The 17916-nt window shown below is 72.6% G+C and carries 12 protein-coding genes; 5 read left to right on the top strand and 7 right to left on the bottom strand.

Translation table 11 applies throughout. The features are described 5' to 3' along the window. Positions 1–1500, top strand: coding sequence for a VWA domain-containing protein (locus tag E4U91_RS17415; RefSeq protein WP_137307710.1), 1500 nt, complete (start codon positions 1–3; stop codon positions 1498–1500). Between the two features lie 78 nt (positions 1501–1578). Here E4U91_RS17415 and E4U91_RS17410 read toward each other — a convergent pair whose 3' ends face one another. The 3 genes from E4U91_RS17410 to E4U91_RS17400 form a co-directional block, all read right to left on the bottom strand. After that, positions 1579–2451: a hypothetical protein gene (locus E4U91_RS17410; protein ID WP_137307709.1), complete on the bottom strand. Its 873-nt coding sequence runs from the start codon at positions 2449–2451 to the stop codon at positions 1579–1581. Between the two features lie 191 nt (positions 2452–2642). Further along, positions 2643–3728: a metallophosphoesterase gene (locus E4U91_RS17405; protein ID WP_137307708.1), complete on the bottom strand. Its 1086-nt coding sequence runs from the start codon at positions 3726–3728 to the stop codon at positions 2643–2645. A gap of 458 nt (positions 3729–4186) precedes the next feature. Next, complete coding sequence (locus tag E4U91_RS17400) at positions 4187–5299, bottom strand: LacI family DNA-binding transcriptional regulator (RefSeq protein WP_137307707.1); 1113 nt, start codon at positions 5297–5299, stop codon at positions 4187–4189. A gap of 453 nt (positions 5300–5752) precedes the next feature. On the opposite strand from E4U91_RS17400, the gene hisC reads away from it, so the two are divergent. The 4 genes from hisC (at position 5753) to cydD (ending at position 13329) form a co-directional block, all read left to right on the top strand. Further along, on the top strand, positions 5753–6832 hold the full coding sequence (hisC, locus tag E4U91_RS17395; RefSeq protein ID WP_137307706.1) for a histidinol-phosphate transaminase: 1080 nt from the start codon (positions 5753–5755) through the stop codon (positions 6830–6832). Between the two features lie 402 nt (positions 6833–7234). Beyond that, positions 7235–8743, top strand: coding sequence for a cytochrome ubiquinol oxidase subunit I (locus E4U91_RS17390; protein WP_137307705.1), 1509 nt, complete (start codon positions 7235–7237; stop codon positions 8741–8743). Between the two features lie 20 nt (positions 8744–8763). Then, positions 8764–9768 carry a cytochrome d ubiquinol oxidase subunit II gene (gene cydB / locus E4U91_RS17385; protein ID WP_137307704.1) on the top strand — a complete coding sequence of 335 codons (1005 nt, stop codon included), beginning with the start codon at positions 8764–8766 and terminating at the stop codon, positions 9766–9768. Positions 9769–9780: 12 nt separating this feature from the next. Beyond that, complete coding sequence (gene cydD, locus E4U91_RS17380) at positions 9781–13329, top strand: thiol reductant ABC exporter subunit CydD (RefSeq protein ID WP_137307703.1); 3549 nt, start codon at positions 9781–9783, stop codon at positions 13327–13329. A gap of 17 nt (positions 13330–13346) precedes the next feature. Here the strand turns inward: cydD and E4U91_RS17375 are convergent, their stop codons facing one another. The 4 genes from E4U91_RS17375 to E4U91_RS17360 form a co-directional block, all read right to left on the bottom strand. Further along, the gene (locus E4U91_RS17375; protein ID WP_174867814.1) at positions 13347–14234 is read right to left on the bottom strand and encodes an HAD hydrolase family protein; all 888 of its coding nucleotides are present in this window, start codon (positions 14232–14234) and stop codon (positions 13347–13349) included. Between the two features lie 83 nt (positions 14235–14317). Then, positions 14318–15220 carry an LLM class flavin-dependent oxidoreductase gene (locus tag E4U91_RS17370; protein ID WP_137307701.1) on the bottom strand — a complete coding sequence of 301 codons (903 nt, stop codon included), beginning with the start codon at positions 15218–15220 and terminating at the stop codon, positions 14318–14320. Between the two features lie 102 nt (positions 15221–15322). Continuing rightward, complete coding sequence (locus E4U91_RS17365) at positions 15323–15871, bottom strand: RNA 2'-phosphotransferase (protein WP_137307700.1); 549 nt, start codon at positions 15869–15871, stop codon at positions 15323–15325. Between the two features lie 231 nt (positions 15872–16102). Then, the gene (locus tag E4U91_RS17360) at positions 16103–17857 is read right to left on the bottom strand and encodes an SDR family oxidoreductase (protein ID WP_137307699.1); all 1755 of its coding nucleotides are present in this window, start codon (positions 17855–17857) and stop codon (positions 16103–16105) included. Positions 17858–17916: the final 59 nt, after the last annotated feature.

Genomic DNA, 17916 nt, shown 5'->3' with positions numbered 1-17916 from the left:
ATGACAGCGCGATCCTTGAGCAAGGGTGCCAATCTGGCCGTCGACGCGGCGGGCGTGTGTGCCGAACTCAGCTGGCAGCACGGGCCGGGTGCGCCGGACGTGGACGCCTCGGCCCTGCTGCTGACCGGGGCGGGACGGGTGCGGGACGACGGGGACTTCGTCTTCTACAACCAGCCGCGTCACGCCTCCGGCGCCGTGCGCCACCTGGGCAAGGGCAGCTCGGGCGCCGTCACGACGGACACGGTCGCCGTGGACCTGCGCGCGCTGGAGAGTGCCGTGGACCGGGTCGTGCTGTGCGCGTCGGCCGACGGCGGGACGTTCGGGCAGGTGACCGGGCTGACCTTGCGGCTCCTGGACGCCGGGAGCCGGAGCGAGCTGGCCCGGTTCGAGATGGCGGCCGACACCGAGACGGCGTTCATCGGTGGCGAGCTCTACCGGCGGGCGGGACAGTGGAAGTTCCGTGCGGTCGGGCAGGGGTACGCCTCCGGACTCGCCGGGCTGGCCACGGACTTCGGGATCACCGTGGACGACGACGCCCCGACGGCACCGACGCCCACCCCGTCCCCCAGCCCCGCACCGACCCCCCTCCCGCCGCAGCCCCCCACCTCGCCCACACCTGCACCGCCTCCGCCCACCTCGCCCGCACCCCCGCCGGCCCCGCCCACCGCGCCGGCGTTCCCGCCGCCGGCCCCCGCGGTCCCGCCCGCCCAGCCCCCGGCCCCCGGTGCCGCCCGTCTGACCAAGGGCGAGGAGCAGTTGCCCGTGGACATGCGCAAGCGGCTCTCCCTGCGCAAGGAGCAGGTCGCCGTCAGTCTGCGCAAGCACGGCGCCGCGGATGTCACGGCACGGGTGATCCTCGTGCTGGACGCCTCCGGCTCGATGTCGTTCCTGTACTCCAAGGGCGTCGTCGCCGACGTGGTCGAGCGGATGGCGGCGGTCGCGGCCCAGCTCGACGACGACGGCGAGATGCAGGCGTGGACGTTCGCCACCCACCCCGCCCGGCTGCCCGACCTGCGCCTGGCCGAACTCCCGCAGTGGCTGCGGCTGCACGTCAGGGTGGGGGAGCTGAGCTTGTTCCGGCGGAGCAAGAAGCGCGGCCTGGAGCCCGGCCAGGTGGACATGCGGGCGATCGGCATCGGCAACGAGGAGCAGAAGGTGATCGCCGAGGTGCGGGCGTACGTGCGGGCGAACCCCGCCGCGGCCCCGACCCTGGTGCTGTTCTTCTCGGACGGGGGGATCTACCGCGACAGCGCGATCGAGAGCGAGCTGCGGGCCGCGGTGGGCGAGCCCATCTTCTGGCAGTTCGTGGGGCTGGGCCGCGCCCGGTACGGCGTCCTGGAGCGCTTCGACACGCTTCCCGGCCGCCAGGTCGACAACGTCGGGTTCTTCGCGGTCGACGACATCAGCACCGTGCCCGACCCGGAGCTCTACGACCGGCTGCTCTCCGAGTTCCCGACGTGGATCCGGGAGGCGGGCAGACTCGGAATCCTGGGACCGTGACCCGGCTCGCGCTCCCCGCGCGAAGAACCCGCGAGCCGGTGGACCCAGGGGCCCGGGGGAGCCGGGCCGAGCGCCGGATCACTCCGGCCGGTGTTCCGGGCCTCCGAAGTCCGGGCTGGTGTAGTCGGGGCTCGTGAAGCGCGGGCGGTGGCCCCGGCCCGGCCCCTCATCGGGGCTGCTGAACCCGGGACGGTCGTACCCGATCTTGGGGAAGCGGTCGGCCGGGCCCTGCGGGGCCGTCGTACGGGACACGGCCGCCGCGGTGTCCGGGTCGGCCAGTGCCTCCCGCAGGAACGGCAGGATGCCGCGTTCCAGGAGGGCGTCCCGCCAGGCCTCCCGGGCCCGTTCGACCTCCTCGGCGAGTTCGCCGTGGGAGCCGGCGTCGAGCGAGGGACGGTTGCGCAGGGCGGTGAGCAGCAGGCCGACCGTGGCGACGAGGATGGCGACCGCGGTCACCGCGCCGAACACCCAGCCCGTCGTGAGCAGGGTGTCGGCGAAGGCCGGCCGGGGCTCGATCATCTTGAGCAGGTAACCGACGAGCAGGAAGATCACCGCGGCGGTGCCCGCCAGGACGGGCGTGAGGACGGCCGCGACGGCGACGGCGCCCGCACCGGCGGTCTCGGCCGCCTCCCCCACGGTGGTGACGAGCCCCATCGCGCCCAGGCCCGGCTCCCCCGGGCCGGAGTCGTGGGCGGACGCAGCGGCGGCGGGCGCGGGCCGGCGCAGCTCGTCACGGACCTCGATGTAGTGCCGGTACTCGGTGGCCGCGGCCGCCGTGATGAGCGCGGTGGCGTCGAGCGCCATGGTGCGCAGTTGTTCGGTGTTGAGCCGCTGTCCGACAGCGGTCAGTTCCGGGTGGGCCGGGGCGGAGCGCAGCGCCTCGTCGAGGATCCGCTCGTACTCCTGGCGGTCCTCGGTGTGCAGGTGCTGCGGAACGCTGTTCATGTGCATCCCCCGATGCTCCGTGAGGCTTGGGGCTCGCATGCCAACGAGCCGTCGGGCAGAAACGGAGGGGAGCCTGCTACGGATAAGCCGATGGTAGAGCGGCGACGGCTCCAGGTGACAGGGGGTTTGCGGAAATTGGCCCCTGGCCTGCACGGTCCGTGAAGGGACCGGAGGCCGGCACGGCGCCCTGTGAAAAGTCAGTTCTCCAGGGGGAGTTGCTGGACCAGCAGCTTTCCGGCCATGGTCACGCCGCCGTCCATCGCGATGGCCAGCCCGTCGGCGTACACGTGCGGGCCGACGACCACCGGGCCCGCCTCGTCCTCGCCCTCCTCGGAGCCGACCTCGCCCAGCAGGTAGGGGATGGGGCTGTGACCGTGAACGATCCGGGTGCCGCCGTACGTATCCAGCAGGGAGCGCACGGCGTCGGCGCCGCCCTCGTCGCGGAAGGAGAAGCGCTTGGTGAACTTGCGGAACAGGTCCCACACCTCGTCCGCGTCGTTGCGCGTGAGGGTGTCGTGGACGGTGTCGTTGACCTCCTCGATCGAGGAGCCGTAGTCGAGGTAGGCGGTGGTGTCGGAGTGGACCAGCAGGTGTCCGTCGATCTCGGTGAGCGCGTCGAGGCGGGCCATCCACTGCAGGTGGTGGTCCTGGAGGCGGTCCATGTCCGATTTCTGCCCGCCGTTGAGCAGCCAGGCGGCCTGGAAGGTGGCGGTGCCGGCGCCGGAGTGGACGGGGGTGTCGGCGAAGCGCTTGGCGCCGAGCAGCAGCAGTTCGTGGTTGCCCATGAGGGCCTTGCAGTAGCCGCCCGCCGCGGCCGCCTCGGCCGACAGCCGCATCACCAGGTCGATGACGCCGATGCCGTCCGGGCCGCGGTCGGTGAAGTCACCGAGGAACCACAGGCGCGAGGTGCCGGCGCACCAGTGGCCCGCCGCGTCGATGAGGCCCTTGTCCTGGAGGGCGGCGAGGAGTTCGTCGAGGTAGCCGTGGACGTCGCCGACGACGTACAGCGGTCCGGGGCCCGTCGCGGGCACCGGGGCGGGAGCGGCCGTCGTGGGGTCCACGGTCACCTGCAGCGTGTCGCCCCGGTTGATGACGGGCAGGTCGCGCTGGGTCGGGGTGTACCCCTCGGGGGAGTCCACCGGTTCCTCGACCGGCGGTACGGCGTTGCCGGGGTGCGTGCTGTGGGCGTACGGACCGGTCTCGTGGACGTACGCCGGCACCCGGAAGTCGCGCAGCGTCGCCGTCCGCTCCACCTCGGGTCCCTGACCGGCCCCCTGAGTCATCAGACCCCTCCACCATCGCGCCGCATCTGCACCGCTTCGGACTGCCTGGTCGCAGCGGCCCGCGGTGTCGTGCGCCCATCATAGGAATGCGGATCGTGCCGTGTGATGACCCAGGGGTGGTGAATCGGAGCAAGGCTCCAGTTCACCGTGGCATTCGCCCCGATTGGGCCGGGCTTGGTCCCCCGCCGCACACCCGCCCCACGGTTCCCACTACCCGGTGAGCGGAGGGAGTCGGGGTGACCGTCCCCTCCCCCTCGACGGCCACCGCTTCCCCGATCGCCCCCGCGCACCCCCCTCGGGCCCCTGGTTGTACCCCCCGGGTTCGGGCCGTCCCCCCTCGGGCCCCGGCCATCCCCTCAGGGTTCCCGCTCAGCCTTTGGGTGCCGCCCCCGACCATCCCCCGCGAGCCCCGGCCGTCCCCCCTCGGACCGCTCCCCCGACCGCACCCCCTCGGACCGCTACCCCCGCTCGGGCCCCCGCGGCGGACTCACCGTCGTCCTCGGCGGACGGCGCTGCGACGACGTGCGCACGATCAGCTCCGTCGGTATCACCTGCTCGACCGGGTGGTCGGACTCCACGCCCTCGATCGCGTCGATGAGGAGCTGGACGACCGCCGTGCCGATGCGCCGCGGCTTCAGCGACAGGGTGGTGACGGGCGGTTCGGTGTTCGCGTACACCGTGGACTCGGAGCAGCACACCAGCAGCAGGTCCTCCGGCACGCGCAGCCCGTAGCGGCGGGCGGCGGCGAGCAGGTCGGTGCCGTTGGGGTCGAACAGGCCGTACACGGCGTCGGGCCGGTCGGGGCGGGCGAGCAGCCGGTCGGCGGCGACGGCGCCGGCGCACGGGTCGTGCGCGGGGTACGCCTCGTAGACGGGGTCCTGTCCGACCCGCTCGCACCAGCGCAGGTAGGCCGTGGTCGACAGGTGGGTGTAGGTGTCCGTCGTGGTGCCGGTGAGCAGGCCGATCCGGCGCGCGCCCGCGTCGGCGAGGTGGTCGAGGATGTCGAGGACGGCGGCCTCGTGGTCGTTGTCGACCCACGCGGTGACCGGCAGGGGGCCGGCGGGGCGGCCGTCGGAGACGACGGGTAAGCCCTGGCGGAGGAGTTCGCCGACCACGGGGTCCTGGTCGGAGGGGTCGATGACGACCGTGCCGTCCAGGGCCACGTTCGACCACACGTCGTGGCGGGAGGTGGCGGGCAGGATGACGAGCGCGTAGCCCCGGGCGAGCGCGGCGGAGGTGGCGGCCCGCGCCATCTCGGCGAAGTACGCGAACTCGGTGAAGGTGAAAGGTTCATCCCCGTACGTGGTCACGGTCAGGCCGATGAGGCCCGACTTACCGGTACGGAGCGTGCGGGCCGCGGCCGAGGGGCGGTAGCCCAGCCGGTCGGCGACCTCGCGCACATGGCGCCGGGTGGCATCGGGAAGTCTGCCCTTGCCGTTCAGGGCGTCGGAGACGGTCGTGATGGAGACTCCGGCGGCGGCGGCGACGTCCCTGATCCCCGCCCGACCCGGCCGGCTGCCTCGGCGTGAGGTTTCCGCGCGGCTCACCTGGTGCTTCCCTGCTGCTGTCATGGCGAGCCGATAGTAGGGCTCATCCGGTGGGGTAGGGCGGACGCATATGCACGCGTTGACAGGCACGTTTCTGCAAGGTCACATGCCGTCAGATGCCTTGGAAACAAAGCCCGTTGGTGACCTTCGTGCCAGGACGTGACGTGTCGGCGCGCATGAGCCTGCCAAGGCGGTCATGTTTCGAAGAGGTCTCAACTCACCTGCACGAGCGACGCGCGCCACGGCGCGAGCCACCGGCGCATAGATATATGTGGGGTGCGCCCCTGGCCGTTCCCTGGTTCGTCCCGCTTCATCCGGCGGTGCCCGGGATGTGTCCGGGGTCTCCGTGACCGCGTCGGCGCAGGGGCGAGGAGTGCCGCTGTGACGCAGCACCGTCGTCCGACCGGTACGCAGCGAGAGCGAATCCTCATAAGGTGAGCAGTATTGAAGCCGGTGGTGGTCACGAGGAGGACTGCGGTGAGCGAGACGAACCCGAAGCTGCGTGCCGAGCTGGCGGGGATCCCCACCTACAAGCCGGGCAAGCCGGCCGCGGCGGGTGGGCCCGCGGCCTACAAGCTGTCCTCCAACGAGAACCCCTACCCGCCGCTGCCCGGTGTGCTGGAGAGCGTGACGGCGGCCGCGGAATCGTTCAACCGCTACCCGGACATGGCCTGCACCGGGCTGATGAACGAGTTGTCCGACCGGTTCGGCGTCCCGCTCTCCCACCTGGCCACCGGCACCGGTTCGGTGGGGGTCGCCCAGCAGCTGATCCAGGCCACTGCGGGCCCGGGCGACGAGGTCGTCTACGCCTGGCGTTCCTTCGAGGCGTACCCGATCATCACCCAGATCAGCGGCGCCACCTCCGTGCGGGTGCCGCTCACCCCGGGTGACGTGCACGACCTGGACGCGATGGCCGACGCGATCACCGACCGGACCCGGCTGGTATTCGTCTGCAACCCGAACAACCCGACCGGCACGGTCGTACGGCGGGAGGAGCTGGAGCGCTTCCTGGACCGTGTGCCCGCCGACTGCCTGGTGGTGCTGGACGAGGCCTACCGCGAGTTCATCCGCGACCCCGAGGTGCCGGACGGCGTGGAGCTGTACCGGGAGCGGCCGAACGTCTGCGTGCTGCGCACGTTCTCCAAGGCGTACGGCCTGGCCGGGCTGCGGGTGGGCTTCGCCATCGCCCACGAGCCGGTGGCGGCGGCGCTGCGCAAGACGGCGGTGCCGTTCGGCGTGAGCCAGCTGGCCCAGGAGGCGGCCATCGCCTCGTTGCGCGCCGAGGACGAGCTGCTCGGCCGGGTCGGCTCGCTGGTGTGCGAGCGCACCCGCGTGGTCGACGCGCTGCGCGCCCAGGGCTGGACGGTGCCGGAGTCCCAGGCCAACTTCGTGTGGCTGCGGCTGGGGGAGCGCACCGTCGACTTCGCCGCCGCGTGCGAGCAGGCCGGCGTGGTGGTCCGGCCGTTCGCGGGCGAGGGTGTGCGGGTGACGGTCGGCGAGGCCGAGGCGAACGACATCTTCCTGAAGGTGACGGAGGCGTTCCACAAGGAGCTCTGACCGGGCCGTCGAGCCCGGTCGCAGCGCGCCCCGGAAGCAGCAACCGCTGCCTCCGGGGCGCTTCGTCGTGCGCGGCGGGCGCCGCCTCGGGCGGTCATCGGCTGATGTGACGAAATGCACCTCGACGTCCCGCTGTGCGGTCCGAGGCGCGACCTCAGCCCCTGGTCCTCTCCTCGCTGCCGCTATACCCACTCCCACCTGCTGTTTCTTCGCGGGCGGGGCGGTCCTTCCCGGCAGGGGCCAGGGGTCCGGGCGGGGGACCCCCCGCCGACCTCGAACGAGTATGCGCCATAATTGCTTGTGAATGTGAACGCGTTCACAAGCTCGTCCCTGGTCGTTCCCTGACCCGAGGGACACGAGGGGCAAACTGCCGCAACCACGGCGATGTAAGGAGACTGCGACGTGGACATGGCCTTGGCGCCGGAAACCCTGGCGCGTTGGCAGTTCGGCATCACCACCGTCTACCACTTCCTCTTCGTCCCCCTGACGATCTCGCTCGCGGCCCTCACCGCCGGCCTCCAGACCGCCTGGGTGCGCACCAGCAAGGAGAAGTACCTCAGGGCGACCAAGTTCTGGGGCAAGCTCTTCCTGATCAACATCGCGATGGGCGTCGTCACCGGCATCGTGCAGGAGTTCCAGTTCGGCATGAACTGGTCCGACTACTCGCGCTTCGTCGGGGACATCTTCGGTGCCCCGCTCGCCTTCGAGGCCCTGATCGCCTTCTTCTTCGAGTCCACCTTCATCGGCCTGTGGATCTTCGGCTGGGACAAGCTGCCGAAGAAGATCCACCTGGCCTGCATCTGGATGGTCTCGATCGGCACGATCCTGTCGGCGTACTTCATCCTGGCGGCCAACTCCTGGATGCAGCACCCGGTCGGCTACCGGATCAACAAGGCGAAGGGCCGGGCCGAGCTCACCGACTTCTGGCAGGTGCTGACCCAGAACACCGCGCTCGCCCAGGCCTTCCACACCCTGTCCGCGGCCTTCCTGACCGGCGGCGCCTTCATGGTCGGCATCGCGGCCTTCCACCTGGTCCGCAAGCGGCACGTGCCCGTGATGAAGACCTCGCTGCGGCTGGGACTGGTCACCGTCGTCGTCGGCGGTCTGCTCACCGCGGTCAGCGGCGACACGCTCGGCAAGATCATGTACCAGCAGCAGCCGATGAAGATGGCCGCGGCCGAGGCACTGTGGGACGGCGAGAAGCCCGCGCCCTTCTCCGTGTTCGCCGTCGGCGACGTCGACAAGGGCCACAACAGGGTCGCCATCGAGGTCCCCGGCCTGCTCTCCTTCCTCGCCAAGGACGACTTCACCTCGTACGTCCCCGGCATCAACGACGTCAACAAGGCCGAGCAGGCGAAGTACGGTCCCGGCGACTACCGGCCCAACATCCCGGTCGCCTACTGGGGCTTCCGCTGGATGATCGGCTTCGGCATGACGTCCTTCGCCCTCGGCATGGCCGGACTGTGGCTGACCCGCAAGAAGTTCCTGCTGCCGCAGCACCTGCGGGTCGGCGAGGACGAGGTGCCCCACCTGGTGCTGCTGCCGAAGAAGGCGCTCGGCCCGAAGCTGACCACGTGGTACTGGCGCCTGGCGATCCTCACCCTGGGCTTCCCGCTGATCGCCAACTCCTGGGGCTGGATCTTCACCGAGATGGGCCGTCAGCCGTGGGTCGTCTACGGCCTGTTCCAGACGCGTGACGCGGTCTCCCCCGGTGTCTCCCAGACCGAGGTCCTCATCTCGATGCTGACCTTCACCGCGCTGTACGCGATCCTCGCCGTCGTCGAGGTGAAGCTGATGGCGAAGTACGTGAAGGCCGGGCCGCCCGAGCTGACGGAGGCCGACCTCAACCCGCCCACGAAGATCGGCGGCGACTCCCGGGACGCCGACAAGCCGATGGCCTTCTCGTACTAGGCCGAGGGAGCTGCACAGTCATGGAACTGCACGACGTCTGGTTCGTCCTCATCGCCGTCCTGTGGATCGGCTACTTCTTCCTGGAGGGCTTCGACTTCGGGGTCGGTGTCCTCACCAAGCTGCTGGCCCGCGACCGGACCGAGAAGCGGGTGCTGATCAACACGATCGGCCCCGTCTGGGACGGCAACGAGGTCTGGCTGCTCACCGCGGGCGGGGCGACGTTCGCCGCCTTCCCGGAGTGGTACGCCACCCTCTTCTCGGGCTTTTACCTGCCGCTGCTCGTCATCCTGGTCTGCCTGATCGTCCGGGGCGTCGCCTTCGAGTACCGGGCCAAGCGGCCCGAGGAGAACTGGCAGCGCAACTGGGAGACGGCGATCTTCTGGTGCTCGCTGATCCCCGCCTTCCTGTGGGGTGTCGCCTTCGGCAACATCACCCGCGGTGTGAAGATCGACGCCCACCTGGAGTACGTGGGCGGCCTCGGTGACCTGCTCAACCCGTACGCCCTGCTGGGCGGCCTGGTCACGCTGTCGCTGTTCACCTTCCACGGCGCGGTGTTCGTGGGCCTCAAGACGGTCGGGGACATCCGGGAGCGCGCACGCGCCACGGCCCTGCGGGTCGGCCTGGTGACCGCCGTGCTGGCGCTCGTCTTCCTGGGCTGGACCCAGGCCGACAAGGGGGACGGCACCTCGCTCGTCGCCCTGGTGGTGGCCGTGGCCGCACTGCTCGGGGCACTGGCCACCGCCCGCGCCGGCCGCGAGGGCTGGGCGTTCGCCCTGTCGGGCCTCACCATCGTTGCCGCGGTGTCGATGCTCTTCCTGACGCTGTTCCCGAACGTCATGCCCTCGACGCTGAACGAGCAGTGGAGCCTGACGGTGACCAACGCCTCCTCCAGCGCGTACACGCTCAAGATCATGACCTGGCTCGCGGCCATCGCGACGCCCCTCGTCCTGCTCTACCAGGGCTGGACCTACTGGGTCTTCCGCAAGCGGATCGGCACCCAGCACATCGCCGATGCCGCGCACTGAGGTGTGTTTCACGTGAAACCGATCGATCCACGACTCCTCCGGTACGCCCGGGCCACCCGGTTCTTCCTGGCGGCCGTCGTCGGACTGGGTGCCCTCGGCGCCGGGCTCGTCATCGCCCAGGCGATGCTCGTCGCCGAGGTGGTCGTCGGGGCCTTCCAGCACGGTGAGTCCGCCTCCGCCCTGCGCACGCCCCTGGTGCTGCTGGTGGCGGTGGCGGGCGGCCGGGCCCTGCTCTCCTGGCTCACCGAACTCGCCGCCCACCGGGCCGGCGCCGCCGTGAAGTCGGAGCTGCGGGGACGGCTGCTGGAGCGGGCCGGCGCGCTCGGCCCCGGCTGGCTGAGCGGGCAGCGCACCGGGTCGCTGGTCGCCCTCGCCACGCGCGGGATCGACGCCCTGGACGACTACTTCTCCCGCTACCTCCCGCAGTTGGGGCTCGCGGTGGTGGTGCCGGTGGCGGTGCTGGCGCGGATCGTGACCGAGGACTGGGTGTCCGCGGCGATCATCGTCGGCACCCTGCCGCTGATCCCGGTCTTCATGATGCTGATCGGCTGGGCCACCCAGTCCCGCATGGACCGGCAGTGGCGCCTGCTGTCCCGGCTGTCCGGCCACTTCCTGGACGTCGTCGCCGGTCTGCCCACGCTGAAGGTGTTCGGCCGGGCCAAGGCACAGGCCGAGTCGATCAAGCGCATCACCGGTGAGTACCGGCAGGCGACCCTGCGGACCCTGCGGATCGCCTTCCTGTCCTCCTTCGCCCTGGAACTGCTCGCCACGCTCTCGGTCGCCCTGGTCGCCGTCACCATCGGCATGCGCCTGGTCCACGGCGACATGGACCTGTACATCGGCCTGGTGATCCTCGTGCTGGCGCCCGAGGCGTACCTGCCGCTGCGCCAGGTCGGCGCGCAGTACCACGCGGCGGCCGAGGGCCTGGCCGCCGCGGAGGAGGTCTTCGCGGTCCTGGAGACGCCCCTGCCGTCGTCCGGCACGGCCGCCGTGCCCACGGGGGTCCTGGCCTTCGAGCACGTGGACGTCCGCCACCCCGGCCGCTCCACGGACGCGGTGACGGACGTGAGCTTCACCGTCGAGCCGGGGGAGACCGTCGCGCTCGTCGGCCCGAGCGGCGCGGGCAAGTCCACGCTGCTCGACGTCCTGCTGGGCTTCGTCCGCCCCACCGCGGGCCGGGTGTGCGTCGGCGGGACCGACCTGGCCGACCTCGACCTGGCGCAGTGGCACGCGCGGGTCGCCTGGGTGCCCCAGCGGCCGCACCTGTACGCCGGGACCATCGCCGAGAACGTACGGCTCGCCCGTCCCGACGCCGACGACACCGCCGTGCGCCGGGCCCTCGCGGACGCGGGGGCGCTGGAGTTCGTGGACGCGCTGCCCGACGGGCCCGCCACCGTGCTCGGCGAGGACGGGGTCGGGCTGTCCGCCGGGCAGCGGCAACGCCTCGCGCTGGCCCGGGCGTTCCTCGCAGACCGTCCCGTGCTGCTGCTCGACGAGCCGACGGCCGCGCTGGACGGCGAGACCGAGGCGGAGGTCGTGACCGCCGTGCGCCGCCTGGCGGCCGGGCGGACCGTCCTGCTGGTGGTGCACCGCCCGGCGCTGCTGGGGATCGCCGACCGGGTGGTGCGGCTGACGGGGAGCGAGGAGCCGGGAGCCCTCACCGACCCAGTCCGCGCGGGCCGTTCGGCCGAGCACCGTGCCGCGGACACGACCGTCGCGGCGGAGTCGGCCGAGCCGGCCGACGAGGCGGCGCCCGCCGCCGGGCCGGGGCCGGCCGCGACCCCCGGCACGAGGCGCGGGCGCTCCACCCGCCGGGGTGTCCTCGCCCGCGTCCGCGCCCTGTCCGGGGCGCGGCGGGGCCGGCTGGTCCTCGCCCTGCTGCTCGGGAGCCTCGCGCTCGGCAGCGCGGTCGGCCTCATGGCCACCTCCGGCTGGCTCATCTCGCGGGCCTCGCAGCAGCCGCCGGTGCTCTACCTGATGGTGGCGGTGACCGCGACGCGCGCCTTCGGCATCGGACGCGCCGTGTTCCGGTACGCCGAGCGGCTGGTGTCCCACGACACCGTGCTGCGGATGCTGGCCGACACCCGGGTCGCCGTCTACCGGCGACTGGAGCGGCTGGCCCCCGCCGGGCTGCGCACCACCCGCCGGGGCGACCTCTTGTCCCGGCTGGTGGCCGACGTGGACGCCCTCCAGGACTACTGGCTGCGCTGGCTGCTGCCGGCCGGCGCCGCGACCGTCGTGTGCGCCGGGTCGGTGGCCTTCACCGCCTGGCTGCTGCCCGAGGCGGGCGCCGTGCTCGCCGCCGGGCTCCTCGCGGCCGGCGTGGGCGTCCCGCTGGTCACCGGCGCGGTGGCCCGGCGCGCCGACCGCCGGCTCGCTCCGGCGCGGGGCGTGCTGGCCACCCGCGTGGCGGACCTGCTGACCGGCACCGCCGAACTGACGGTCGCCGGCGCCCTGCCCGCCCGCACCGCCGGGGCCCGGGAGGCCGACGGGGTGCTCACCCGGATCGCCACGCGGGCGGCCACCGCGACCGCGCTCGGCGACGGGCTGACCGCGCTGGTCTCGGGACTGACCCTCGCGTCCGCGGCCCTGGTCGGCGTGCAGGCGGTCGCCGCGGGACGGCTCGGCGGGGTCGCCCTGGCCGTCGTGGTGCTCACCCCGCTCGCCGCCTTCGAGGCGGTGCTGGGGCTGCCGCTCGCCGTGCAGTACCGGCAGCGGGTGCGCCGCAGCGCCGAGCGGGTGTACGAGGTGCTGGACTTCCCCGAGCCCGTGCGGGAGCCGGAGCAGCCGCGCCGGGCGCCCGCGTCGCCGTTCCCGCTGCTGGTCAAGGGACTCACCGCCCGGTACACCGGGCAGCACCGGGACGCGCTGGCCGGGATCGACCTCCGGCTCACCGAGGGCCGGCGGATCGCCGTGGTCGGCGCGTCCGGCTCCGGCAAGACGACCTTGGCCCAGGTGCTGCTGCGGTTCCTGGACCCGGACGCCGGCACGTACACGCTGGGCGGCGTCGACGCCTTCGCCCTGGACGGCGACGCGGTGCGGCGGCTGGTCGGGCTGTGCGCGCAGGACGCGCACCTCTTCGACAGCTCGGTGCGCGAGAACCTGCTGCTGGCCCGGAAGGACGCCGGCGAGGCCGACCTGCGGGACGCGCTCGGCCGGGCCCGGCTGCTGGAGTGGGTGGACTCCCTGCCCGACGGGCTCGACACGCTCGTGGGGGAGCACGGGGCCCGGCTGTCGGGCGGGCAGCGGCAGCGGCTCGCGCTGGCCCGCGCGCTGCTCGCCGACTTCCCCGTGCTGGTGCTCGACGAGCCCGCCGAGCACCTGGACCTGCCGACGGCCGACGCGCTCACCGCGGACCTGCTGGCCGCGACCGAGGGCCGCACGACCCTGCTGATCACCCACCGGCTGACCGGCCTGGAGGCCGTGGACGAGGTGATCGTGCTGGACGGCGGCCGGGTCGTGCAGCGGGGCACGTACGCGGACCTGACCGCCGAGGAAGGCCCGCTGCGCGCGATGGCCGCACGCGAGGAGGCGGCCGAACTGCTTGCGGGCGCCCGCTGACACCCGGGCCGTACGCCCTACGCGCGCTCGGCCAGCAGCTGTTCGATGACGAGGGCCACGCCGTCCTCGTTGTTGGCGGCCGTCCGCCCGGACGCGGCGGCGAGCACGTCGGGGTGGGCGTTGCCCATGGCGTACGAGCGGCCCGCCCAGGTCAGCATCTCCAGGTCGTTGGGCATGTCCCCGAACGCGACGACCTCCTCGTGCGAGATGCCGCGCTCCGCGCAGCACAGGGCCAGGGTGCTGGCCTTGGAGACCTCCGGTCCGCTGAGCTCCAGCAGCGCGCTGGGGCTGGAGCGGGTGACGTTGGCACGGTCGCCCACGGACAGCCGGGCCACGGTGAGGAAGGCGTCCGGGTCGAGGGTGGGGTGGTAGGCGAGGATCTTCAGGATCGGCTCGCGCGAGGCCACGCCGTCGGGCGCCAGCAGCTCCTCCGCGGGCGCCAGGTCGTCGGGGGCCTCCATGTGCAGCTTCGGGTAGTCCGGCTCCTGGTGGAAGCCGTACGTCTGCTCCACCGCGTACACCGTGCCCGGTGCCGCGTCGCGCAGCAGCCCCACGGCGTCCAGGGCGTTCTGCCGCGGCAGCTCCCGCACCTTCACGAAGCGGTGGGCGCCGGGGCCGCCGTGCAGGTCGACCACGGCGGCGCCGTTGCCGCAGATCGCGAGGCCGTGCCCGTGGACGTGGTCACTGACGACGTCCATCCAGCGGGCCGGGCGGCCGGTGACGAAGAAGACGTCGATGCCCGCCTGCTCGGCGGCCGCGAGGGCGGCGACCGTGCGCGGCGAGACGGTCTTGTCGTCGCGCAGCAGGGTTCCGTCCAGATCGGTGGCGATCAGCCGCGGCGGAACGGTGGAGGCCGGGGTCTCGGGCTGTCGAGTCGCTGAGGTCACCGCCTCATTCTCGCGCATATGCCCGCACGCCCGTGCGGGAGACCGCACGGATGAGATCCGGACGACACCGGCCGCCGCGGCCGCGTCCTGGGGCTCCCGGTTCAGCGCAGCTGCGCCGGGGCCTCGGTCGCGATCTGCTCGAAGACCTTCTCGTCGGCGGCGAAGTCGGAGTCCGGGATCGGCCAGTGGATCACGATCTCGGTGAAGCCCAGCTCCTGGTGGCGTCCGGCGAAGTCCACGAAGGCGTCCAGGGACGTCAGGGGCCGGTCCCGGTCCGGGGTGAAGCCGGTCAGGAGGACCTTGTCGAGCTCCGCCACGTCCCGGCCGGCCTCGGCGCAGGCAGCGGCCAGCTTCTCGGTCTGCCCGCGCAGCGCCTGCACGGACTGCTCGGGGGTGCCGTTCTCGAAGAGCTTGGGGTCGCCCGTCGTCACCCAGGCCTGTCCGTACCGCGCGGCCAGCCGCAGTCCCCGGGGACCGGTCGCCGCCACCGCGAAGGGCAGGCGGGGGCGCTGCACACAGCCGGGGATGGTGCGCGCCTCCACCGCCGAGTAGTAGGTCCCCTCGTGGGTGACCGCGTCCTCGGTCAGCAGCCGGTCGAGCAGCGGCACGAACTCGGCGAACCGGTCCGCACGCTCCCGCGGGCTCCACGGCTCCTGGCCGAGGGCCGTGGCGTCGAACCCGGTGCCGCCCGCGCCGATGCCGAGGGTGACCCGGCCGCCGGAGATGTCGTCCAGGGAGATCAGCTCCTTGGCGAGGGTCACCGGGTGCCGGAAGTTCGGGGAGGTCACGAGCGTGCCCAGGCGGACCCGGTCGGTCACCGACGCGGCGGCGGTCAGCGTGGGGACCGCCCCGAACCACGGGCCGTCGCGGAAGGTGCGCCAGGACAGGTGGTCGTAGGTGTACGCCGTGTGGAAGCCGAGCTGCTCGGCGCGCGTCCAGGAGGAACGGCCACCGTCGTTCCAGCGGCGGTAGGGCAGGATCACGGTGCTCAGACGCAGACTCATGGGCCCCACGGTAAGCGCCGACCGGTGTTCCACGTGAAACAGTCACCGCGCACGGCCCGACCGCCAGGGGCCGGCTGGTCCACGCGACGGATCGTGCCCGGCTCAGTGAGCGTCGGGGAAGCGCAGGTACTGCGGCGGCACCGCACGGGTCAGCCACACCCCGTTGGCGCTCACGTGGAAGACGTGGCCGTCACAGTGCATGGCTCCGGCGTCCACGGCGAGCACCACGGGGCGTCCGCGCCGCGCACCGACGCGGGTGGCGGTCTCCCGGTCGGCCGAGAGGTGCACGTCGTGCCGGTTCATCGGGCGCAGTCCCTCGGCCCGGATCGCGTCCAGGGAGCGGGCCACCGTGCCGTGGTAGAGGGACGGCGGCGGGGTCGCCGGGGGCAGTCCCAGGTCGACGTCGACGCTGTGGCCCTGGCTGGCGCGGATGCGGGTGCCGTCGACCGCGAAGCGCTGCTTGTCGTTGGCGGCGACGACGTGGTCCAGTTCCTCCCGGGTGAAGGGGAAGCCGTGCGCGGCGGCGGCCGCGATCAGGGTGTCGATCTCGACCCACCCGCCCTCGTCGAGGACCAGGCCGATCCGCCCGGGCTGGTGGCGCAGGTGTTTCGAGAGGTACTTCGACACCTTCACGGTGCGTCTGTCATCCATCCCCCCAGCATGGCGGGAGAGACACGCGTCACGCATTTTCTTTACCGCTGGAGGTTTGGTCCACAACCAACGGCAGTTATCCACAGGGACGTTGGCGGATCTGTGGACAACGGACCACCCTGTACGAGCGATTGGCCAACTCGGCCCGCGATTGCCGCCTTTGCCCAACTCCCTCGCTGAAGGGCCCGTCTGGTCAACTCCGCTGCCGTAAGCTCCTCTTGCCCAAATCACTCAGATCCGCGGCTTGATGCGCGCCGCCGCCCTCAACAGGCCCGGAGCGAGCCGGGACAGGGCCCGTGCGCCCTTCGCCTCCGGCGTCACCGGTACGACCGCCTCGTTGCGCACCACGGCGCGCAGGACCGCGTCGGCCACCTTCCTCGCCGGGTAGTTGCGCCGTGCGTACGCGCGGGTGGAGTTCTTGCGCAGGCGGTCCTGTTCCTCGGGGGCGACGCCCACGAAGCTCGCCGTCGAGGTGATCCCGGTGCTGACGATCCCCGGGCAGATCGCGGTCACGCCGATGCCCCGCTCGGTCAACTCCGCGCGCAGGCACTCGCTCAGCATCAGCACCGCCGCCTTGGAGGTGCTGTAGGCCGGCAGCGTGCGCGAGGGCAGGTAGGCGGCGGCCGACGCCGTGTTCACGATGTGTCCGCCCTGTCCGCGCTCCGCCATCCGCGCGCCGAACAGACGGCAACCGTGGATGACGCCCCACAGGTTGACGTCCAGCACCCGGCGCCAGTCCTCCGGGGTGGTGGCGAAGAAGGAGCCCGACAGGCCGATGCCGGCGTTGTTCACCAGTACGTCCAGCACGCCGAGTTCGGAGTGGACCTTCTCCGCGAGTTTCTCCATCGCCTCGGCGTCGGAGACGTCCACCGTCTCGGCCCAGGCCTCGGGCGCGCCGATCCGCCGGCTCATCTCGGCCGTGCGCGCGGCGCTTTCGCCGTCCCGGTCGACCGCGATCACCCGGGCGCCGGCCTCGGCGAAGGCGTACGCCGTGGCTTGTCCGATGCCGCTGCCCGCTCCCGTGACCAGGACGAGTTGGCCCCCGAAGCGCTCGGCGTACGGGCCCCTGCCCGGCGTGGGGCGGGGCGTGCCTCCCTCGACCGAGGTGACGAAGTCGGCGATCCACGTCGCGAGTTGGTCGGGCCGCGTGCGCGGGACCCAGTGCCGGTCGGGCAGGGCGCGCCGGGTCAGCTGCGGCACCCACTCCTCCAACGCGTCGTAGAGCCGCGGCGAGAGGAAGGCGTCACCCAGCGGGGTGATGAGCTGCACCGGCACGTGCGCGTACGCGTCGGGGCGCGGGCGGCGCAGCCGGGAGCGGACGTTGTCGCGGTACAGCCAGGCGCCGTGGGCCGCGTCGGACGGCAGCGACGAGGTCGGGTAGCCGTCGCCGGGAACCTTCTCCAGGCGCCGCAGGATCGCCGGCCAGCGCCGGCCGAGCGGCCCGCGCCAGGCGAGTTCGGGCACCACCGGCGTGTGCAGCAGGTACACGTACCAGGACTTGGCCCCCTGGCCCAGGAGCTGCCCGATCCGCCGGGGGGTCGGGCGCTTCACGCGCGCGTCGATCCAGTGGCCGAAGTGGTCCAGGGACGGTCCCGACATCGAGGTGAAGGACGCGACGCGGCCCTTCGTGCGCGGCACGGTCACGAACTCCCAGGACTGCACCGACCCCCAGTCGTGCCCCACCAGGTGCACGGGACGGCCGGGGCTGACCGCGTCCACGACGGCCAGGAAGTCGTCCGTCAGCTTCTCCAGCGTGAAGCCGCCGCGCAGCGGCTTGGGCGCGGTGGAGCCGCCGTGGCCCCGGACGTCGTACAGCACGACGTGGAAGCGGTCGGCGAGGCGTGCGGCGACCTGGGACCACACCTCCTTGCTGTCCGGGTAGCCGTGCACCAGGACCAAGGTCGGCCGGTCCACGTCGCCCAGTTCGGCCACGCACAGCTCGATCCCGCCGGTCCGCACCCGGCGCTCGCGCGCGCCCTCCAGCATGTCGCTTCCCCTCTGCCCGGCCTGCCCGTTCCGCTCGGCGTGCCCGCGTACCCGTGACG

This window comes from Streptomyces lasalocidi (genome assembly GCF_005280215.1).
In the GTDB taxonomy this organism is placed as follows: domain Bacteria; phylum Actinomycetota; class Actinomycetes; order Streptomycetales; family Streptomycetaceae; genus Streptomyces; species Streptomyces longwoodensis.
Note: the sequence above shows the minus strand (reverse complement) of the source record. Positions and strands in the feature narration are given on the sequence as shown.